Raw genomic sequence first — 19,714 nt, forward strand, 5'->3', positions numbered from 1 at the left:
GGAAACGGAGGAAAGTACAGGACCGAAAGACCTGTCCATTTCGTGACGTAATGCACTGACAGCCCGTACCGGTACAGGCCAAGCTGATGTAGTAAGTCGGGGGTATCGATGGAACCGGGAGTATGTCAGTGAGCGCCATGCCGTTTGCCCTGTTGCTGACCACCGCCGCTGCCACGGCCGTCGGCGCCGCCGCGCTGCACGCCGCTCACGGGCTGCGCAAGCAGGTCGCGGCGCTGCGTACGGAGCTGGCCGCCGGCCACGCTCTCGCCGCCGCCGTGCCGCACCAGACCCGTAGCACGGCCACCCCGGCCGAGGAGATACGCGCGGCCGTCGCCGAGGCGCTGGCCGACGAGCGCGAGCGGGAGCTGGCCGAGGCGCGCGCCTTCTGGGCCGCCCAGGAGGCCCGCGACGCCGCCGACGCCCCGTCCCTGCTGGGCGGTCTGTCCGGGCTCGGCGACGACGCCCCGTACTACCTGCCCCGGCAGGCCGACTTCGCCGGCCTGGAGTCGATGGACTTCGAGGCGGCCGAGGCCATGGAGGAGCTCGTGGAGCTGAGCGAGCGGACCCTCGCGGAGCACGAGATCGGCGAGCTCACCGACCTTCCGGAGCTGCCGGGCACGGCGGACGTCGCGGAGGTCACCGAGATCGCGGAGTTCCCCGAGGACTCCCCCGAGCTGGCCGCCGCGCGCCGCCGCCACCCCTCGCACCCGGACTTCGTCCCCGTGCAGACGCCGGTGGTCACCGACCACGAGCGCACCGTGAACCGGTTGGAGGAGCTGGCCGACACGGCGACGGAGCTGACCGACGTGCGGCCCGGCCCGCTGGGCACGCTCGACGTGTACGTCTTCGCCGACGGCACCACGCTCTGCATGACCCCCGGCCACCGCGAGACCGCCGAGCGGCTCGCGGAGGCGCTGCGGGCGGGCCGGCAGCCGGTGCTGCTGGGCGGTTCGGGCGTCTCGGGCGCCTACGCGCTGACCTTCTCCTGCGGCGAGGACAACGTGTACATCCTCGCGGACCGCGTCATCGCCTCGTTCTGACCGCAGGGCGCGGGCCGCAACCCGGAACCCGCGCCGCCCCGCACCGGCCGCTCGCGGCGAAGCCCGGAACCCGCGCCGCCCCGTACCCCTCCCACCGCTCGCGCGCGGGACCGCCGCTCACGCGAACGTCCGCGCCGCCGCTTCCCCGACATACCGCACGGCCTCGTCCAGCTCCTGGGACGAGGCCGTTTCCAGTGCCACGGCCAGGTCCCTCCCGGCGACGGCCACCTGGTCGCCCACCGCGAACATCCCGGCGTCCGGCAGCTCGCGCGGCTCGGCCTCCGGGTTCTCCAGCCGCTGGGCCCGTACGGCGAGCTCCCGCGCGGCGGCCAGCGCCTCGGCGGCCGCACCGCGCTGGAGGCGGCTCTGCGGGGCCGAGCGGAGCCGGTCGGCGAATCGGTCCACGGCCTGGATCAGGGGCGTCGTATCGAGCACGCGCCGACCCTACGCGCCCCTCCCGCACGGCCGCCAGCGGCCCCGGCCGCCCCACCCGCCCGTGCCCCGTACCCACGACGCCCCGGAACGCGGAACGGCCCGCAGGCGCGATGCCTGCGGGCCGTTCCGGTACTACGGGGTCCTGCGGGACGATGCGGAACCTGCCCGCACCGAGGAGCCGGTCAGTCGTCGCCGCTGAGGATGGAGAGCAGACGCAGCATCTCCAGGTAGATCCACACCAGCGTCAGGGTCAGACCGAAGGCGGCCAGCCAGGACTCCTCGCGGGGCGCGCCGTACGCGACGCCGTCCTCGACCTGCTTGAAGTCCAGCGCCAGGAAGCAGGCGCCGAGGATGATGCCGATGACGCCGAAGAGGATGCCGAGACCACCGCTGCGGAAGCCCAGGCCCTCGCCGCCCGCGAAGACGGAGAAGAGCAGGTTGGCGACCATCAGGAGCATGAAGCCGACGGCGGCGGCCATCACGAAACCGTAGAACCGGCGGGTGACGCGGATCCACCGCATCTTGTAGGCGAAAAGCACGCCGGCGAAGACGCACATCGTGCCCAGGACCGCCTGCATGACGACGCCGGGGTTGATGTACGTGCTGACCGTGCTGGAGATCACTCCGAGGAACACGCCCTCGAAGGCCGCGTACGCGAGGATCAGCGCGGGCACAGGCTTGCGCTTGAACGCCTGGATCATCGACAGCACGAAGGCGATGAGCGCCGCGCCGATGGCGATGCCGTAGGACTTGCCGAGGTTCGCCTGGTCGACCGGGAGGACGATCCAGGACAGCACCGCGGTGAGCACCACGGTGCCCAGCGTCATGCCGGTGCGCGTCACCACGTCGTCGATGGTCATCACGTCCGGCCGCGCGGGCGCGGGGGCCCCGTGGACGTCCGTCTGCGCGTACGGGTTGGTCGCGTACGGGTTGGCGGCGGTGCCCTGCGCGTACGGGTTGCCCGTCGCGGGGGCCCCGGCCTGCGGCGCCGCGTTGAAGCCCGCGTGGCCGTTGTCGCGGCTGAAGCCCCGTCGCGAGAAGACCGGGTTGCTGCTCCTCATTTCACTCCTCCATGGCCACACTGCGTGGCCTTGCCACAAGAGTAATGGGTAGGCAAAAGAATCACCCTAGTGCCAGGGGAGGATCTTTGCGGCCGCGCGCGACGACTCCCCGCCGCCGCGGAGGTCAGCGGTGACGTTGCGGGCCGACCGGGTCACGCTCCGTGGGGAATTGAGTGCCCGGAGCCGGACTCGAACCGGCACGCCCCCGAGGGGCAGCGAGGTTTAAGCTCGCCGTGTCTGCGTTCCACCATCCGGGCGTGCCACGCGGCTCCGCGTACGGCTCCCGACCCTATCGGGGGCCGTCCCTCGATCAGCGGAACACTGGCGCGATGTTGTCTTATTTTATTGACCGCTTGAGGGACCGTCAGCACATCCGGCTGGGCTGACCACACGGCCGTTACCGATCATGGGCGGCCCGCGAGCGGCGCGGGATTGACGGAAAGTCGCCGCACTCGTACGGCCCAACACGCCAGGTCCGCGCCAGGGCCCGCCACGGCTTCCGCCACCCTCGGGCCGGACGGCGTCCGTTCTCCGGCGGCGGCGCCGTCCGCCAGCCGCCCCGGCTCCTCTCCACCCGCGCCTCCGGGCTCTCACCCTCGGTGATCACGGCCACCTGCCGCGGCGGGCGTCGGAACGGTGCGTGGGGCCCGGATCCGGGGGCAGGACCTCGGGGTCGATGTCATACCCGAGGAGGACGAACGGACGGTCGTGGTGCGACTCAAGAGGGCCCCGGGAACGGGCATCGGGAGGGACGCCCCGGCGGGATCGAGCCGTAAGGATGGAGTAAGTCCCCCAGGCATGGCGTCGCAGCCCCGCCTCCGTACGGCCCGGGCGTCCGCGTCGCGGTCCGGGCATCCGCATCACCGAACCAGGAGCGTCCCAGTGACCACCACCCCCACCGTTCACCGCGCCACCACGGTGGCCGCCCGCGCCACGGAGCTGTCGAAGGTCTACGGCGAGGGCGAGACTCAGGTCGTCGCCCTGAACCGGGTGACCGTGGACTTCCCCCAGGGCGAGTTCACCGCGATCATGGGCCCCTCCGGTTCCGGCAAGTCGACGCTGATGCACTGCGTCGCCGGGCTCGACAGCTTCAGCAGCGGTTCGGTGCGCATCGGTGAGACCGAGCTGTCCACGCTCAAGGACAAGCAGCTCACCCAGTTGCGCCGGGACAAGATCGGCTTCATCTTCCAGGCGTTCAACCTGCTGCCCACGCTCACCGCGCTGGAGAACATCACCCTGCCGATGGACATCGCCGGCCGGAAGCCGGACGCCGCGTGGCTCCAGAAGGTGATCGACATGGTGGGGCTCTCGGAGCGCCTCAAGCACCGTCCCACCGAGCTCTCCGGCGGTCAGCAGCAGCGCGTCGCCGTGGCCCGCGCCCTGGCCTCGCAGCCCGAGATCATCTTCGGTGACGAGCCGACCGGGAACCTGGACTCCCGCTCCGGCGCCGAGGTCCTCGGCTTCCTGCGCAACTCGGTGCGCGAGCTGGGCCAGACCGTGGTGATGGTGACCCACGACCCGGTGGCCGCCTCCTACGCGGACCGGGTCATCTTCCTCGCGGACGGCGCGGTCGTCGACCAGATGATCCAGCCGACCGCCGAGGGCGTCCTCGACCGGATGAAGGCGTTCGACGCGAAGGGCCGCACGAGCTGACGCCCCGGCCGGCCCGCACCGGCCGGCCGCAGCACAGCCGCGGCGTACGGCCTCCGTACCCGCGTGCGCCCCTGCCCGCCCTCTTCCGCACCTTCCGGAACCCATCCCAGGACACAGACATGTTCCGTACCGCCCTGCGCAATGTGCTCGCGCACAAGGCCAGGCTGCTGATGACCGTGCTCGCCGTCATGCTCGGCGTAGCGTTCGTCTCCGGCACCCTGGTCTTCACCGACACCCTCGGCAACGCCTTCCGCAACCAGTCCGCCAAGAGCTACGACAACGTCGCCGTCTCCATCGAGACGTACGCCGGCGACGACGAGAAGACCCCCGGCATCGACGACGCCACCCTGGAGAAGATCCGCGGCCTGGACGGCGTGGCCTCGGCCACCGGCCGGGTCAACGGCTTCGCCGGGGTCGCCGACCCGGACGGCAAGCTGATCGGCAACGGCTGGTCCAACACCGGCGCCAACTTCGCGCCCGGCAAGGACGGCAAGGACTCCCAGTACGTCTTCACCGACGGCTCGGGTCCGACGAAGAACGGCACGGTCGCCCTCGACAAGGACACCGCGAGCAAGGGCAAGTACCGCGTCGGCGACCCGGTGCGGGTCGCCACCAACGGCCCGGTGAAGGAGTACACCCTCGCGGGGATCTTCACCACCGAGGACGGCGCGGTCAACGCGGGCGGCAGCCTCGTGCTGTTCGACACCGCGACCGCCCAGAAGCTCTACCTGAAGCCCGGCGTCTTCCAGAACGCCACGGTCTCCGCCGAGCCCGGCGTCTCCGACCGGAAGCTGCTGGACGAGGTCGAGCCGCTGCTGCCGAAGGACGCCACCGCGCAGACCGGCAAGGCGCTGGCCGACAAGCAGGCGAAGGACATCGAGTCCGGCCTGACCAGCCTCAACACCATGCTGCTGGCCTTCGCGGGCATCGCCCTGTTCGTCGGCGTCTTCCTCATCGCCAACACCTTCACCATGCTGATCGCCCAGCGGACCCGTGAGCTGGCCCTGATGCGGGCCATCGGCGCGACCCGCCGCCAGGTGAAGCGCTCGGTGCTGCTGGAGGCCGCTGTCGTCGGCATCCTCGCCTCGGTGATCGGCTTCCTGCTGGGCCTCGGCCTCGCCACCGGTCTGCGCTCCGCGATGGGCGTCATGGGCGGCAAGATCCCCGCCGGACCGCTGATCGTCTCCCCGACCGCCGTCGGCTCGGCCTTCGCGGTCGGCATCCTGATCACCGTGCTGGCCGCCTGGCTGCCCGCCCGCCGGGCCGCGAAGATCGCCCCGGTCGCCGCGATGAGCAGCGTCCACGCCACCGCCTCCGTGAAGTCCCTCGTCGTACGGAACTCGATCGGCGGCGTCATCACCCTCCTCGGCTCCGCCGGCATCGTCGGCGGTGCGGCGACCGGCGGCACCTCCGGCCGCCAGCTGGTCGCGGCGGGCGCGTTCTTCGCCCTGATCGGCGTCATCATCCTGATCCCGCTGCTCTCCCGCCCGGTGATCGCCCTGGTCAGGCCGCTGCTGAAGAAGGTCTTCGGCGTCTCCGGGAAGCTGGCGTCGCAGAACGCCGTCCGCAACCCGCGGCGCACCGGAGCCACCGCCTCCGCCCTGGCCATCGGGCTCACCCTGGTCACCGGCATCTCGGTGCTCGGCGTCACGCTCGGCCAGGCCATCGACAAGATGACCACGGACAACATCAAGGCCGACTACATGGTCTCGATGGCCAGCGGCGACTCGCTCGACGAGTCCGCGCTCACGGCCCTGTCGAAGGCGGACGGCGTCGCGGCGCTCTCCCCGCAGCAGGCGGCGTGGTTCGAGGTCGACGGCGACTACTTCTCGGCCTCCGGCGTCACCCCGGGCGATGTGGAGCAGGTCTTCTCGCTGACCACCGAGTCCGGTTCGCTGGCCTCGCTCAAGGACGGCCAGGTCGCGGTCGGCTCCAAGACCGCGGAGAAGCACGGCTGGAAGACCGGCGACACCCTTCCGGTGAAGTTCGACGACGACAAGAAGGGCGAGCTGAAGGTCGGCGCGACCTACAAGGAGAACGAGTTCCTCTCCCCCTTCGTGATCCCGAAGGAGATGGCGGACGCCCACACCTCCTCCACCCGGTCCGAGATCCGCGAGATCTGGATCAAGGCGGACGGCGGCGCGAGCAAGGCCAACGAGCAGTCCATCGTGAACGCCCTCGGCGACAACCCCGCGATGAGCGTCATGGACCGGCAGGACATCCGTGACATGTTCGGCGGCTTCATCAACACCGCCCTGAACATCATGTACGGGCTGCTCGCCATGGCCCTGCTGATCGCGGTCCTCGGGGTCGTCAACACCCTGGCCATGTCGGTGTTCGAGCGCCAGCAGGAGATCGGGATGCTCCGCGCGATCGGTCTCGACCGCGGCCGGGTCAAGCGGATGATCCGCCTGGAGGCCGTCGTGATCTCGGTCTTCGGCGCGGTGATCGGCGTCGGTCTCGGGGTCTTCCTCGGCTGGGCGATCGGCCGGACCCTGTCCGCCGACATCCCCGGCTACGCCCTGGTCATCCCGTGGGACCGGCTCGGCATCTTCCTGCTGCTGGCCGCGCTGGTGGGCGTCCTCGCCTCGCTGTGGCCCGCCCGCAGCGCCGCGAAGCTCAACATGCTGACGGCGATCAAGACGGAGTAGCCGGGGCCCGGCAGGGCCGGGACGTGGGGACGAGAAGGGGCCGGTGCACCGCGCGGAAGCGGTGCACCGGCCCCTCACCCGTTCCCGGACCCGGCACGGACGCGCACGGGCCCGCAGACGGTACGGACTCGTACGGGCCCGTGTGCCGCGTGTACGGGGGCGTGTACGGCGCGTACGGGCGTTCGGGCGCCGGAGTGCGCGGCCGTACGGGTCAGGCGTCCCCGGCGGACGCCGTCCAGCGGCGGGCCCGCAGCGGCATCCCGGAGCCGCCGTCGTCCGTCGGGCGTACCGCGAGGATCTGGTTGACGCCGATCTGGTTGTGCTCGAAGGAGAGCGCGGAGGCCGCCATGTACAGCCGCCAGACCCGGGCCCGCCCCGGCGAGGTGGCCCGTACCGCCCGCTCCCAGTGCTGCTCCAGGTTGGCCACCCAGCGGCGCAGGGTCAGTGCGTAGTGCTCACGCAGCGACTCGACGTCCCGCGCCTCGAAGCCGGCCTCCTCCAGGAGCGTCAGGGTGCGGCCGAGCGGGGCCAGTTCGCCGTCGGGGAAGACGTAGGCGTCGATGAACGCGTCGATGCGGTAGGCGTCCTCGTCCTTCTCGGGGCGGCGGGCGATCTGGTGGTTCAGGAGGCGGCCGCCGGGCTTCAGGAGGGCGTAGAGGTCGTCGGCGTACTCCCGGTAGCGGACGGAGCCGACGTGCTCGGCCATGCCGATCGAGGAGATGGCGTCGTACGGTCCGTCGTCGACGTCCCGGTAGTCCTGGACGCGGATCTCCACGCGGTCGGTGAGCCCCTCGTCGGCGACGCGCTTGCGGGCGAGGGCGGCCTGTTCCCGGGAGAGCGTGATGCCGGTGACCCGGGCGCCGTGGTGGCGGGCGGCGTGGATCGCCATTGAACCCCAGCCGCAGCCGACGTCCAGGAGCCGGTCGCCCTCCCGGAGGGCGAGCTTCCGGCAGACCAGGTCGAGCTTGTCGCGCTGGGCCTCCTCCAGGGTGCCGCCGTCCCGCCAGTAGGCGCAGGAGTAGACCAGGGAGGGGCCGAGGACGAGGGCGTAGAAGTCGTTGCCGACGTCGTAGTGGTGGCTGACGGCCTGTCTGTCGCGCCGTCTGGTGTGCAGCGGCCCGGAGCGGCGTCGCACCTCCTCGCCGGGCGGGGCGGGCGGCGGCCAGGGTCCCGCGATCCGGAGCAGGCCGCGGGCGAAGGCACGGGCCCGGGGGTCGCGCACCGGGTGGACGGAGTCCTCGGGGTCGCGGTCCCAGAGCAGTCCGGCCAGCCGGCCGAGCGCCTCGTACAGATCGCCCTCGATGTCGATGTCCCCGGCCACCCAGGCGCGGGCCAGGCCCAGCTCGCCGGGCTTCCACAGCAGCCGGCGCAGGGCCCGGCGGCGCCGGATCACCAGGACGGGGGCGCCGGGCGGACCCGACTCGCTGCCGTCCCAGGCCCGGATACGGACCGGCAGGGGTTGTGAGAGCGACTCTTCGGCGAGAGCGGTCAGCCGCGACGCGGCGTCTGCCATGGCGCACACCTCCGTGGTGTTTCCCCGACAAGCACTACAGGCACAGGCGAACAGACATGCTCGTGGCCCCGCCGCGTCACCCCGGTGCGCGGCGAGGTACACCTGCGTCAACTGTCTCCGCACCCTCCGTCATCCCGCTACCGGGCAACGAAACCGCAAAGCGTCCGCGCGCGCCGTCCATGGCGCCTCCACCCCGGCCCTGACGCCCCGTCGGCTGCCTCGCGCGCACCCTCTCCCCGGGTACGCCGAAGGGGCCGTCCGCACCACGGATGGCGGACGGCCCCTTCGGGCGTCGTACGGAGCGCTCCTCGCGGAGCGGGTCACCGGAGGGTCAGGAGGCCTTGGCCTTCTCGCCCTCGGGCTTGGCGGCGGCCGGAGCCGGGGCCGGCTTGGCGGCCTCGTAGAACTCCTCGCGCGGCGTCTCCATGGCGCCGAGCGAGACGACCTCGCGCTTGAGGAACATCGCCAGCGTCCAGTCGGCGAAGATCCGGATCTTGCGGTTCCAGGTCGGCATCGCCATGCCGTGGTAGCCGCGGTGCATGTACCAGGCGAGACGGCCCTTGAGCTTGATCTTCACCTTGCCCATGACGATCATCGCGACGCCCTTGTGCAGGCCGAGACCGGCGACCGCACCCTTGTTGGCGTGGCTGTACTCCTTCTGCGGGAAGCCCCGCATGCCGGAGATCACGTTGTCGCCGAGGACCTTCGCCTGACGCAGCGCGTGCTGGGCGTTGGGCGGGCACCAGGCGTTCGGGTTGCCGGCGCGGCGGCCGACCATGTCCGGCACCTGGGCGTTGTCGCCCGCGGCCCAGATGTAGTCGGTGCCCTGCACCTGGAGCTTCTCGGAGGTGTCCACGTGGCCGCGGGGGCCGAGCGGCAGGCCGAAGCGGGCCAGCGCCGGGTTCGGCTTCACACCGGCGGTCCACACGATGGTGCTGGAGTCGACCTCCAGGCCGTTCTTCAGGACAACGTGGCCGTCGACGCAGGAGTCCATCGAGGTGGAGAGGTAGATCTCCACACCGCGGCTCTCCAGGTGCTCCTTGCCGTAGGCGCCCAGCTTCGGGCCGACCTCGGGAAGGATCTTGTCGGCGGCGTCGACGAGGATGAAGCGCATGTCCTCGCGCTTCACGTTGGTGTAGTACTTCGCCGCGTCGCGGGCCATGTCCTCGACCTCGCCGATGGTCTCCGCGCCGGCGAAGCCGCCGCCCACGAAGACGAACGTCAGCGCCTTGCGGCGGACGTCCTCGTCGGTCGTGGAGTCGGCCTTGTCGAGCTGCTCCAGGACGTGGTTGCGCAGGCCGATGGACTCCTCGATGCCCTTCATGCCGATGCCCTGCTCGGCGAGGCCGGGGATCGGGAAGGTGCGGGAGACCGCGCCCATCGCGATGACCAGGTAGTCGAAGGGCAGCTCGTAGGCCTCGCCGACGAGCGGCGCGACCGTGGCGACCTTGCGGTCCTGGTCGATGGTCGTGACACGACCGGTGAGAACCTCAGCCTTGGGCAGCACGCGTCGCAGCGGGACGACGACATGCCGAGGCGAGATGCTGCCGGCGGCAGCTTCGGGGAGGAAGGGCTGGTACGTCATGTACGACCGCGGGTCGACGACCGTGACGGTCGCCTCTCCGTATCGCATCTTCTTCAGAATGCGACGAGCTGCGTACAGGCCTACGTACCCACCGCCTACAACGAGGATCCTGGGACGCTCCGTGGTGCTCATGCCATCGAGTATCCACCCCTCCCCCAGGGGGTGCTCGTGAGCCCCTTCACAAGGATTCACCGACCCTCTGCTACACTTCGCCGCCCGCGTGACCCAGGTCATGGTGACACGAGGGAACCAGGACGCCTCCGGAAACGTTGTGCACCGCCTGTGAGCTGCCCGTTGTCCGCTCCCACCGGGTGAACCGCGACCCTCTTCCGCGCGTACGCAACACGCTCGACACGCGTACGTCACGCGCGCGTTCGGCACCCAGTGCCACCCACAAGGCCCCGAAGGGCCCGAACGGAGGCCGATACGGCCCCATTCCTTGTGAAGAAGTTCACGAACTTTCTCGCACCACCCCACCGATTCGACCCCCGACGGGGCTCCCAGGGGTCGAATCGAAGCTCAATGGGGCAGGTGACACCCCGATCGAGCGGGGAGGGCGCGGCCGGGGGCCGCTCCCGCAGAGGAACGGCCCCCGCACGGACCTGGCGGACGTGCCCTAGAACGCGCTCCAGGCGATCCCGTCCAGGATGTCGTGTTCGCTGACGACCACCTCGTGCGCGCCCGTCCGCTCCATCACGGCGAGCAGGACCATCGCGCCCGCGCCGATCACGTCGACCCGGCCGGGGTGCATCACGGGGATCGCGGCGCGCTCCTCGTGGGTGGAGCGGAGCAGGTGCTCGGTGATCGCGCGGACCTGGCCGCGGGTGATCCGGGAGTGGTGGATGGCCCCGGAGTCGTATTCCGCCAGCTCCAGCGCGATCCCGGCGACCGTGGTGACGGTCCCCGCCAGGCCGACCAGGGTGCCGGCCCCGGTGAGCGGCACCGTCCGCTCCGCCAGGTCGAGGGCGGCGTCCACGTCGGCGCGGATCGCGGCGACCCGCTCATGGCTGGGCGGGTCCACCACGGCGCCGTCCACGACGAGGTGACGCTCGGTCATCCGTACGCAGCCGATGTTTACGGACCGGGCCGCCTCGACCCGGTCGGAGCCGAGGACGAACTCGGTGGAGCCGCCGCCGATGTCCACGACCAGGTACGGCTTCGCCAGGTCGTCGCGGCCGGCCAGCTCCTTGGTGGCCCCGTCGAAGGAGAGCTGCGCCTCCTGGTCGCCGGTGATCACCTCGGGCTCGACGCCCAGGATGTCCCGCACCCCGGCGACGAACTCGTCGCTGTTCTCGGCGTCGCGGGAGGCGGACGTGGCGACGAACCGGACGCGTTCCGCGCCCAGTTCACCGATGGCGGCGGCGTAGTCGCGGCAGGCCGCGAACGTCCGCTCCAGCGCCTCGGGGGCGAGCCGTCCGGTCCGGTCGACGCCCTGGCCGAGGCGGACGATCGTCATCCGCCGGACCAGCTCGGTGAAGGAGCCGGTGGCGGGGTCCACGTCGGCGACGAGGAGCCGGATGGAGTTGGTGCCGCAGTCGATCGCGGCGACCCGGGTCATGCGCCCTTCCCGTCGGCGGGGGCGTCGACCGGACGGAAGGCGAAGTGGCCGCCGTCGCCCTCGTCGACCGTCCACCCGTCGTCCTCGCCCGTCGGCGCGCACGGGGTGACGCAGGGGCCCTTGGCCCACCACTCGGGAAGCATCGCGATGGCCTCGTCGCCCAGCGGGTTCACCCCGGGCCCGGCGGCCAGCGAGTGGCCGACCAGGACGTGCAGGCACTTCACCCGGTCCGGCATGCCGCCCGCGCTCGGGAAGCCCTCCAGGACCTCGATGGCGTCGCGGCGGGTGATGTAGTCCTCGTGCGCGGCCCGGTAGGCCTCCGCCAGCTCCGGGTCGGTCCCCAGCCGGGCCGTCATCTCCTTCATGACCCCGTTGGCCTCCAGCGTGCCGATGGCCGAGGCCGCCCGGGGGCAGGTCAGGTAGTACGTCGTCGGGAACGGCGTGCCGTCCTCCAGACGCGGCTGGGTCTCCACCACGTCCGGGTTGCCGCACGGGCAGCGGTGCGCGATGGCGCGCAGACCGCGCGGCGGACGGCCGAGCTGCTGCTCGAACGCGGCGATGTCCGCGTCGGTGGGCTTGGTGGACTCGGTCTGCGGAGGGGGCGTTTCCATGCCTGCCTTGGTTCTGCTCGGAAGCTCGTAGAGGTGGACGTACGGGATCGGTCGGTCAGTCGCGGTCGTCACGGTCGGCGCTGTCCACGCCGTCCCAGAGGTTGGAGTGCCAGGGGCGGTCGTTCGCGCCGGACTCGCCGCGGGAGTCCTTCGCCGCGTCGGGGTCGGCCACGGTGTAGCCGAGCTCCCCGGGGAGGACGTAATGGAGGTGCTGGCGGGCGAGTCGCATGATGTACGCGTCGTCCTGGAGCCGCGCCTTCTCGTCCCGCAGCTCCTCGGTGCGCCGCTGCGCCTCCTGCGAGAGGCGCTCCTGCTCGGCGATCTCGTCGCGCTGGGAGACGTACTGCCGCATCGGGTAGGCGAGCGCCACCACCAGCGAGCAGACGACCAGCGCCAGGAACGCGGCCCGGCCGGTCAGCCGGGAGCGGCGGGCCTGGCGGCGGTTCTGCGATCGGTACACGCGCGCGGCGGTCTGCTCACCGAGCAGCCGCAGCCTGGTCGAGGTGGAGAACCGGTCGCGGTCCTTCCCGGCCATGTCTCCCGCCTCCCCATCACACACGTCCGTCCCCGCACACGGTACGGGACCGGGTGCGGGGACGGGCGGAGGCTACCGTCGTGCGGCGACGGGTCAGCCCTTGAAGCGCGGGAAGGCGGAGCGGCCCGCGTAGACCGCGGCGTCGTCGAGGATCTCCTCGATGCGCAGCAGCTGGTTGTACTTGGCGACGCGGTCCGAGCGGGCCGGGGCGCCGGTCTTGATCTGACCGCAGTTCACCGCGACGGCGAGGTCGGCGATGGTGACGTCCTCGGTCTCGCCGGAACGGTGCGACATCATGCACTTGAAGCCGTTGCGCTGGGCCAGCTCGACGGCGTCCAGGGTCTCGGTCAGCGAACCGATCTGGTTGACCTTCACGAGCAGGGCGTTGGCGGAGCCCTCCTCGATGCCGCGGGCCAGACGCTCGGGGTTGGTGACGAAGAGGTCGTCGCCGACGATCTGCACCTTGGAGCCGATGCGGTCGGTGATGACCTTCCAGCCGGCCCAGTCGTCCTCGTACAGCGGGTCCTCGATGGAGACCAGCGGGTACGCGGAGACGAGCTCCTCGTAGTACTCGGTCATCTCGGCGGCCGAGCGGGACTTGCCCTCGAACTCGTAGACGCCGTCCTTGTAGAACTCGGACGCGGCGACGTCGAGCGCGAGCGCGATGTCGCGGCCGGGGACGTAGCCGGCCTCCTTGATGGCCTCGACGATGAGGTCCAGGGCGGCGCGGTTGGACTCCAGGTTCGGGGCGAAGCCGCCCTCGTCGCCGAGTCCGGTGGACAGGCCCTTGGTCTTCAGGACCTTCTTCAGCGTGTGGTAGATCTCCGCGCCCCAGCGCAGGGCCTCGGAGAAGGACTCGGCGCCGATCGGCGCGATCATGAACTCCTGGATGTCCACGTTGGAGTCGGCGTGCGAGCCGCCGTTCAGGATGTTCATCATCGGAACGGGCAGCAGGTGCGCGTTCGGGCCGCCGAGGTAGCGGAAGAGCGGCAGGTCGGACGCCTCGGACGCGGCGTGGGCGACGGCCAGCGAGACGCCGAGGATGGCGTTGGCGCCGAGCGACGCCTTGTTCTCGGTGGCGTCCAGGTCGAACATCGCCTGGTCGATGAGGCGCTGCTCGGTGGCGTCGTAGCCGACGAGCTCCGGGCCGATCTGCTCGATGACGGCGAGGACGGCCTTCTCGACGCCCTTGCCCTGGTAGCGGTTGGGGTCACCGTCGCGAAGCTCGATGGCCTCGAACGCACCGGTGGAGGCGCCGGACGGAACGGCAGCACGGCCCGTGCTGCCGTCGTCGAGGCCGACCTCGACCTCGACCGTGGGGTTGCCCCGGGAGTCGAGGATTTCCCTGGCTACGACGACGTCGATGGACGGCACGAGGCATCTCCTTCTGGGATCTGACACTGGTTGTGCAGGGTCACTGTGGCCTTGCGACACGAGCCTATCCGGCCCGGCCGCGTTGACCGGCCGACCGCCCGACTCCTGGGACGAAAAAGGACCCGGGGGCGTGCGTATCGGGACGAAACTCTAGAAATCTACTGAGCGGTAATAACAAGAGGTGAACGCGACCGGGTCCCGACCGGCCTCCGCCCTTCACGAAGAACCCGGCCCGGCGCGCTGGGGGGACGAGCGCGCCGGGCCGGGAAGCCGTGCGAGGGAGGGAGCCGCCGGACGCCCTCCCTCCGGGGAGGAGAAACGGCGATTACTTCAGGTGGAGCTGCTGACCCGGGAAGATCAGGTTCGCGTCCTTGACGATGTCGTCGTTGAGGTCGAAGAGCTTGCTCCAGCCGCCCTTGACGCCCTGCTTCTGGGCGATCTTGCTCAGGGTGTCACCGGTCTTCACCTTGTACTCGCCGTCACCCTTCTGGACCTTCTCGCCGGTCGGGGTCGTGACGGTCTTCTTGCTCTCGGCCTTCTTCTCGGCCTTCGGAGCGGAGCGCTGCTCGGAGCGCGTGGTGGGCTGCTCGGCCTTGCGCTCGGGCTGCGCCTTCTGGGACTGGCCGGAGCCGGTGCTGACGCCCGGGTCCACGCCGTCGTTGGTCAGGCCGCCGGCGCCGGCGCAGGCCCAGGCACCCGGGCCCTGCATGTCGAGAAGCTTCTCGGCGGTGGCGATCTGCTGGTCCTTGGAGGCCAGGTCGGCGCGCGCGGCGTACTGCGTACCGCCGGCGGCGGCCCAGCTGGACTGGGAGAACTGCAGGCCGCCGTAGTAGCCGTTGCCGGTGTTGATGGACCAGTTGCCGCCGGACTCGCACTGGGCGACGGCGTCCCAGGTCGCGACGGAGGCGGCGGAGGCGTTGGTCGCGCCCATCAGCGGGACGGCCACGGCGGCGCCGGTCACGCCCGCGAGGGCGGCGATGCGGGTGGCCTTGGACGGGCGGCGGTGCTTGCCCTTGCTGTTCAGCAGCATGGAACGAATCTCCTCACCGACGCCTACGAGGTGAGCTGTCGGGTTCGGGCTGATGAGTTGCCCGGCCGTGCGTCCTTGCGCACGGCTTCACCCCTAGCCGGTTCCGTACGGCCCCGTCTTCTCGACGAGGCGTCCGGGCCCGGCGGCTTACCTGGGTCCCCCGCTCCTGCCTACGGCGCTTGCGCGTCTGTTCCCTCCGGCCGCCGGCAGGATTCGGCGTGGCGGTCGTCGGGGCCCGCGGTGCGAGCGGCTTAGACCGTAAACACAGGCAACCCCGACATTCAAAGATGGACATAGCGGGCAATCAACTCGAACTCACCACCGCCGCCCGACCGTTTCCGCAGGTCGGGGGCGATGCGCACGGATCAGCCGGGCGAAATGCGTGAGTTGAAGCAAAGAGACCCATGTCTCACTTACGCAAAAGCGGACATAGGTCTCTGAACTACCCGGGTTTTCGGGGTGTTTTCCCGGTGGATCATCCCTGCGGATCAGGGGGTGGCGGGCTCCTCGGCGCTCTTCGGAGCGGCGGATCCTTCGGCGCCCTTCGGGGCGGCCGGCCCGGTGTCCGTCCCGGCGTCCTCCGCCGCGCCTCCGCCCTGACCCAGGTCCAGGTTCTGGCCGGGCAGGATCAGGTCCGGGTCGGAGCCCAGGACGTCCTTGTTGGTCTCGTAGAGACCGGTCCAGCCGCCAGGGAGGTCCTGCGCGTCGGCGATGGCCCAGAGGTTGTCGCCGGGCCGCACGGTGTACGCGCCCGTCACGCCGCCGTCCCGGGCGTCGCCGTCACCGCGCGAGGCGTGCCGGCCGGGGCCGCGCGGGCCGTCCTCCTGGCCGGCCTCCTCGGGCGCGGGGGCGCCGCGGTGCTTGCCGCCGCTCTCGCCGTCCGTCGAGCCGTCGGGGGCGGTGGAGGGGTCGGTGGCGTCGGGAGCCTCGGAGGACGGCGGAGCGGTGGGCGTCGCCGAGGGGTCGGGGCTCTCGGTGCTCCCGCCCGCCTTGCCGCCCTTCCCCTCCTGGCGCTGCTCGCCCTTCTCGCCCTTGTTGCCCTTGCCGTCCTTCTTGTCGGACCCTTCGGTTTCACCGGACGTGCCGGGTTCGCCCGACGTGTCGCCCGAGCCCGTCTCGCCGGTCGGGTCGGCCGCGGGGTCGTCCGCGGGGTCGGCGGACGGCGAGGTGCCGGGATCGACGCCGGGCAGGCCGCCGCTCGTCATGAGGCCGGAGATCACCGCACAGCTCGGCCACGCCTTGGGGCCCTGGTCGTCCAGGACCTTCTCGGCGACGGATATCTGCTGCGACCGGCTGGCGAGGTCGGCCCGGGGCGCGAACTCCGTGCCGCCGTACGCCGACCAGGTCTCCTGCGTGAGCTGGAGCCCGCCGTAGTGGCCGTTGCCGAGGTCGGCGCTCCACGTTCCGCCGCTCTCGCACTCGGCCACCCGGTCCCAGGTGGCCGAGTCGGCCGCGTGCGCGCCGCTCGCGCCGAGCAGCGGGATGGCGATGGCCGATCCCGTCACGCCCGCGGCGACGACGATGGCGGGTGCCTGGCGAGGTCGGCGGTGTCTGCCGTTCGCGGAGCCCATGGGTATGCCTTCCGTGCGACTGACAAGCGAGTTGCCCGGGCTCCGTACGGCGGGGTCTCACCCCCGCACCCCGGGGCCCGAGTGACGCGTGGGCAACCTGCGGCCGACGCGTCGAACCGTGAACCTAGCGGGACGCGAACGTATGTCACAAGTCGATGCAGCGCAGATCACGTGAAAGTCACAGAGTTGACAGAAGGTCACCTTTTTCGGTTCGGGAGCCCGGTTCGAACGCGACCGGGAGGGTGCGCAGACCTCGCATGATGAGCCCGCCGCGCCAGCGCAGATCGGCGGGATCGGCGGCAAGTCGCAGGCCGGGCAGGCGTCTCAGGAGGGTGGCGAGCGCGGCCTGTCCTTCCAGCCGGGCCAGTGGTGCGCCCAGGCAGTAGTGGATGCCGTGCCCGTATCCGATGTGCTGGTTGTCGCGCCGCGCGAGGTCCAGGGTGTCCGGGTCCTCGAACCGCTCCGGGTCGCGGTCGGCCGCCGCGAGCACCACCAAAACGGGGTCCCCGGCGGCGATCTCCTCGCCGCCCAGGGTCAGCGGCTCGGTGGCGTACCGCCAGGTCGCCATCTCCACCGGCCCGTCGTACCGCAGCAGTTCCTCGATCCCGGTGGCCAGCAGACCGCTCTCCCCCGCCGCCAGCGACGCTTCGAGCCGGGCGCGCTGCTCGGGATGGCGCAGGAGCGCGTACATCCCGTTCCCGATCAGGTTCACCGTCGTCTCGAACCCGGCGAACAGCAGGATGAACGCCATCGCCGCCGCCTCGTTCTCGGTGAGGTGCTCGCCGTGGTCGCTGGCCCGGATGAGCCCGGAGATCAGGTCGTCGCCCGGATTCTCCCGCTTGCGGTGGATGAGTTCGGCGAGATAGCCGCGCATCTTCTTCACCGACCGGGCGACCCCGCCGCGCGGTCCGCCGCCGTGCCGGATCATCATGCCCGCCCAGTCCCGGAAGTCGTCCTGGTCCTCGCGCGGGACGCCGAGCAGGTCGCAGATGGCGTAGATGGGGAGCGGGAAGGCGAGGTCGTGGATGAGGTCGGCCTCCCCGTCCTCGATGAACCGGTCGATGAGCCGGTCGGTCAGCTCCTGCACGCGGGGCGCGAACTCCGCGACCCGGCGCGGGGTGAACGCCTTCGACACGAGCCGGCGCAGCCGGGTGTGGTCCGGCGGGTCGATGTTGAGCAGATGCGTCATCAGCTCCGCCTTGCGCTCCCCCGGGATGCCCGTCTTCCCCTTGGCGTGCGGCGACTCGGCGTGGTTGGCCGGGTTCTTGGAGAGCCGCGCGTCGGCGAGCGCCTGCCTGGCGTCCGCGTACCGGGTCACGAGCCACGCCTCGACCCCGCTGGGCAGCGAGGTGCGGTGCACGGGGCGGTGCTCGCGGAGCCAGGCGTAGGCGGGGTAGGGGTCGGTGGCGAACTCCCAGGTGAAGAGTTCGGGGCCGCTTTCGGGGGTGGTGGCGCTGTGCGGGCAGGCGGGGTGCTCGGGGGTGCGGTGGGCGGGGCTGTCGTTCACTCCTCGACGGTATCGGGCAGCGCCTTGATGAGCTCCCGCAGTCTCCCCCTGAAGTCCGCCGCCGCCCGGCTCCCGCCCCCGACGCCGCGGTCCAGCCAGAACACCGCCCGGACCACGAGCTCCCTCACCAGCAGGCCCTGGGCGTACCGGTTCCCGGCCTCCGCCGCCCGTTCCAGGTAGGGAAGGGCCTCGACCACGTCCCCCCGGGAGGCGAGAACCTGGCCGACGACCCCCGCCGCCTCGACACCGCCCGCGTCGGCGGAGTGCCGGAACCACTCCTCGGCGTACTGGTCCTGCCCGGTCGCTTCGTAGAGGCGGCCGAGGACCAGCCCGACCTCCGGGCGTCCGTCCGCCTCCCCCTCCAGTTCGCTCTGAGCGCTGTCCACCACCACCTCCTGCAGATCCCGGTTCCCGCTCACCACTTCCATGGCACGGAGCCACAGACCGAGCGGTACGGGCGGGGCGTCGGGGTGGCGCACCGCGTCCCGGTGGAGCGAAGGGAAGGCCCTCCAGGTGTCGGGCTCCGCGCCCCGGAGCAGCATTCCGGCGACGCCGTGCCGGGCCTTCGACGCCCAGGCGACGGCGTCCTCGAACGACTCCCGGCTCGCCTGCGCGGCCCCCTCGTCGTACAGCGCGCACGCCTCGCGCAGCACACTCGACGGGACGGGGGTGTCGTCCGTGCCGCACCGGGCCAGGTCCATGGCGACGCGCACCAGCAGATGGCCGTGCGGGTGGGCGTTGGGGCGTCGGGCACGCCACCACTCGTCCCACAGCTCGGGGCCGACGGCCAGGAACGCGGCGATGTCCGCGTCCTCGCACCAGAGGGACGCGTCTCCCAGCCTGCGGTCCTCGTCCAACGCCCCGGCCAGCCGACGCAGCTCGGCCTCGGTCCAGACGCGGGTCAGCTCCACCGCGCCGACCCCGACCAGGACCCGGGCCCGGACCTGTTCGCCGAAGCGGTGGGCGTCGTACGCCTCGTCGCTCATCGTGGCGATCACCGGGACGCGCAGCCGGGCGAGGTCGGCCAGCAGCGCCGGGGTCAGGCCGTGTTCGCCGAGATGGCCCTCCAGCTCGTCCAGCCAGATCACGCACGGCTGCTCGCGCCGTCCGCGCAGCACGAGGGGCAGACCGCGCAGATCCGTCCCGGCGGCGGGGGCGAGGAGACGTGTCGTTCCCGGCAGGTTGGCGAGCATGCCCACCCAGGCGGTCCGGCTCTTCCCCGACAGCGGCTCACCGGTCACCAGCACCAGCCCGCCGGCCTCGGCGGCCGCGCTCATGCGCCTCTCCAGCAGGGCGTCACCGTCCCGGGCGACGTAGGGAGGCAGCGTCGCCTCATCGGCGAACTTCCGGGTGGGCCGCACGCCGAAGGCGATCGGGTCGGCCGCGTCGAGCCGGGGCCAGTCGGTGACCGGGGGCAGGCCGGTGTGGGGCGACACCCCGTAGTAGGTGTGCACGCCGCCGTTGAAGGCGCCGGCCTGAACGACCGGAGCGTGGAACCCACCGCCCGAGACGGAGTTGGCCGAGGCCGCGTCGTTCTCTACGTCCCGTTGTCCGCCCACGGCCGTCCCCCACCCCTCGTAGAGCCTCCGA

The 19,714-nt window shown here is 71.5% G+C and carries 15 protein-coding genes, 1 tRNA gene and 1 riboswitch; of the genes, 3 read left to right on the forward strand and 13 right to left on the reverse strand.

The annotated features are described in order from the left end of the window. The first annotated feature begins 122 nt into the window (after positions 1-122). A complete protein-coding gene (locus IF19_RS0126520; protein ID WP_030197011.1) occupies positions 123-1,040 on the forward strand; it encodes a hypothetical protein in 918 nt (305 codons plus the stop codon). A gap of 117 nt (positions 1,041-1,157) precedes the next feature. On the opposite strand, the gene IF19_RS0126525 is transcribed toward IF19_RS0126520, so the two are convergent. The 3 genes from IF19_RS0126525 to IF19_RS0126535 all read right to left on the reverse strand — a co-directional run bounded on the left by IF19_RS0126525 (position 1,158) and on the right by IF19_RS0126535 (position 2,793). After that, positions 1,158-1,475, reverse strand: a complete 318-nt coding sequence (locus IF19_RS0126525; protein WP_030197009.1) for a hypothetical protein — start codon at positions 1,473-1,475, stop codon at positions 1,158-1,160. Between the two features lie 182 nt (positions 1,476-1,657). Beyond that, on the reverse strand, positions 1,658-2,536 hold the full coding sequence (locus IF19_RS0126530; RefSeq protein ID WP_030115436.1) for a Bax inhibitor-1/YccA family protein: 879 nt from the start codon (positions 2,534-2,536) through the stop codon (positions 1,658-1,660). A gap of 174 nt (positions 2,537-2,710) precedes the next feature. Continuing rightward, positions 2,711-2,793: transfer RNA gene (locus IF19_RS0126535), tRNA-Leu, on the reverse strand. Between the two features lie 625 nt (positions 2,794-3,418). Between IF19_RS0126535 and IF19_RS0126540 the strand changes: the two genes are divergently transcribed. Together IF19_RS0126540 and IF19_RS0126545 are read left to right on the forward strand one after the other, a co-directional pair. After that, on the forward strand, positions 3,419-4,189 hold the full coding sequence (locus IF19_RS0126540; RefSeq protein ID WP_030115437.1) for an ABC transporter ATP-binding protein: 771 nt from the start codon (positions 3,419-3,421) through the stop codon (positions 4,187-4,189). A 119-nt stretch (positions 4,190-4,308) separates the two neighbouring features. Further along, positions 4,309-6,840, forward strand: a complete 2,532-nt coding sequence (locus tag IF19_RS0126545) for an ABC transporter permease (protein ID WP_030115438.1) — start codon at positions 4,309-4,311, stop codon at positions 6,838-6,840. A gap of 211 nt (positions 6,841-7,051) precedes the next feature. Here IF19_RS0126545 and IF19_RS0126550 read toward each other — a convergent pair whose 3' ends face one another. The 10 genes from IF19_RS0126550 to IF19_RS0126595 all read right to left on the reverse strand — a co-directional run bounded on the left by IF19_RS0126550 (position 7,052) and on the right by IF19_RS0126595 (position 19,683). After that, a complete protein-coding gene (locus tag IF19_RS0126550) occupies positions 7,052-8,353 on the reverse strand; it encodes an SAM-dependent methyltransferase (protein WP_030115439.1) in 1,302 nt (433 codons plus the stop codon). A 331-nt stretch (positions 8,354-8,684) separates the two neighbouring features. Further along, positions 8,685-10,070 carry an NAD(P)/FAD-dependent oxidoreductase gene (locus tag IF19_RS0126555; RefSeq protein ID WP_030730565.1) on the reverse strand — a complete coding sequence of 462 codons (1,386 nt, stop codon included), beginning with the start codon at positions 10,068-10,070 and terminating at the stop codon, positions 8,685-8,687. Between the two features lie 484 nt (positions 10,071-10,554). Then, complete coding sequence (locus tag IF19_RS0126560) at positions 10,555-11,496, reverse strand: Ppx/GppA phosphatase family protein (protein ID WP_030115441.1); 942 nt, start codon at positions 11,494-11,496, stop codon at positions 10,555-10,557. Continuing rightward, positions 11,493-12,107, reverse strand: coding sequence for a DUF501 domain-containing protein (locus tag IF19_RS0126565; RefSeq protein ID WP_030115442.1), 615 nt, complete (start codon positions 12,105-12,107; stop codon positions 11,493-11,495). The genes IF19_RS0126560 and IF19_RS0126565 overlap by 4 nt, the downstream gene beginning before the upstream one ends. A 55-nt stretch (positions 12,108-12,162) precedes the next feature. Further along, positions 12,163-12,642, reverse strand: coding sequence for an FtsB family cell division protein (locus IF19_RS0126570; RefSeq protein WP_030115443.1), 480 nt, complete (start codon positions 12,640-12,642; stop codon positions 12,163-12,165). Between the two features lie 93 nt (positions 12,643-12,735). After that, entirely contained in the window at positions 12,736-14,016 is a 1,281-nt protein-coding gene (gene eno / locus IF19_RS0126575; protein ID WP_006125111.1) for a phosphopyruvate hydratase, read from the reverse strand. A gap of 325 nt (positions 14,017-14,341) precedes the next feature. Then, positions 14,342-15,046, reverse strand: coding sequence for a LysM peptidoglycan-binding domain-containing protein (locus IF19_RS0126580; RefSeq protein WP_030115444.1), 705 nt, complete (start codon positions 15,044-15,046; stop codon positions 14,342-14,344). A 5-nt stretch (positions 15,047-15,051) separates the two neighbouring features. Further along, a riboswitch (cyclic di-AMP (ydaO/yuaA leader) is annotated at positions 15,052-15,234 on the reverse strand. A 300-nt stretch (positions 15,235-15,534) separates the two neighbouring features. Further along, entirely contained in the window at positions 15,535-16,617 is a 1,083-nt protein-coding gene (locus IF19_RS0126585; protein ID WP_030115445.1) for a transglycosylase family protein, read from the reverse strand. Between the two features lie 178 nt (positions 16,618-16,795). Further along, positions 16,796-18,124, reverse strand: a complete 1,329-nt coding sequence (locus IF19_RS0126590; RefSeq protein ID WP_030115446.1) for a cytochrome P450 family protein — start codon at positions 18,122-18,124, stop codon at positions 16,796-16,798. Further along, positions 18,121-19,683 (reverse strand): SEL1-like repeat protein, encoded by a 1,563-nt coding sequence (locus IF19_RS0126595; protein WP_050493936.1) that lies wholly within the window; start codon positions 19,681-19,683, stop codon positions 18,121-18,123. Before IF19_RS0126595 ends, IF19_RS0126590 begins: the two co-directional genes overlap by 4 nt. Positions 19,684-19,714: the final 31 nt, after the last annotated feature.

The organism is Streptomyces californicus (genome assembly GCF_000717645.1).
Lineage (GTDB): Bacteria > Actinomycetota > Actinomycetes > Streptomycetales > Streptomycetaceae > Streptomyces > Streptomyces californicus.

Coding starts and splice junctions, on each gene's coding strand:
- IF19_RS0126585 (WP_030115445.1), bottom strand. CDS start 16,617: ATGGGCTCCGCGAACGGCAGACACCGCCGACCTCGCCAGGCACCCGCC.
- IF19_RS0126520 (WP_030197011.1), top strand. CDS start 123: ATGTCAGTGAGCGCCATGCCGTTTGCCCTGTTGCTGACCACCGCCGCT.
- IF19_RS0126560 (WP_030115441.1), bottom strand. CDS start 11,496: ATGACCCGGGTCGCCGCGATCGACTGCGGCACCAACTCCATCCGGCTC.
- IF19_RS0126530 (WP_030115436.1), bottom strand. CDS start 2,536: ATGAGGAGCAGCAACCCGGTCTTCTCGCGACGGGGCTTCAGCCGCGAC.
- IF19_RS0126565 (WP_030115442.1), bottom strand. CDS start 12,107: ATGGAAACGCCCCCTCCGCAGACCGAGTCCACCAAGCCCACCGACGCG.
- IF19_RS0126545 (WP_030115438.1), top strand. CDS start 4,309: ATGTTCCGTACCGCCCTGCGCAATGTGCTCGCGCACAAGGCCAGGCTG.
- IF19_RS0126555 (WP_030730565.1), bottom strand. CDS start 10,070: ATGAGCACCACGGAGCGTCCCAGGATCCTCGTTGTAGGCGGTGGGTAC.
- IF19_RS0126550 (WP_030115439.1), bottom strand. CDS start 8,353: ATGGCAGACGCCGCGTCGCGGCTGACCGCTCTCGCCGAAGAGTCGCTC.
- IF19_RS0126570 (WP_030115443.1), bottom strand. CDS start 12,642: ATGGCCGGGAAGGACCGCGACCGGTTCTCCACCTCGACCAGGCTGCGG.
- IF19_RS0126580 (WP_030115444.1), bottom strand. CDS start 15,046: ATGCTGCTGAACAGCAAGGGCAAGCACCGCCGCCCGTCCAAGGCCACC.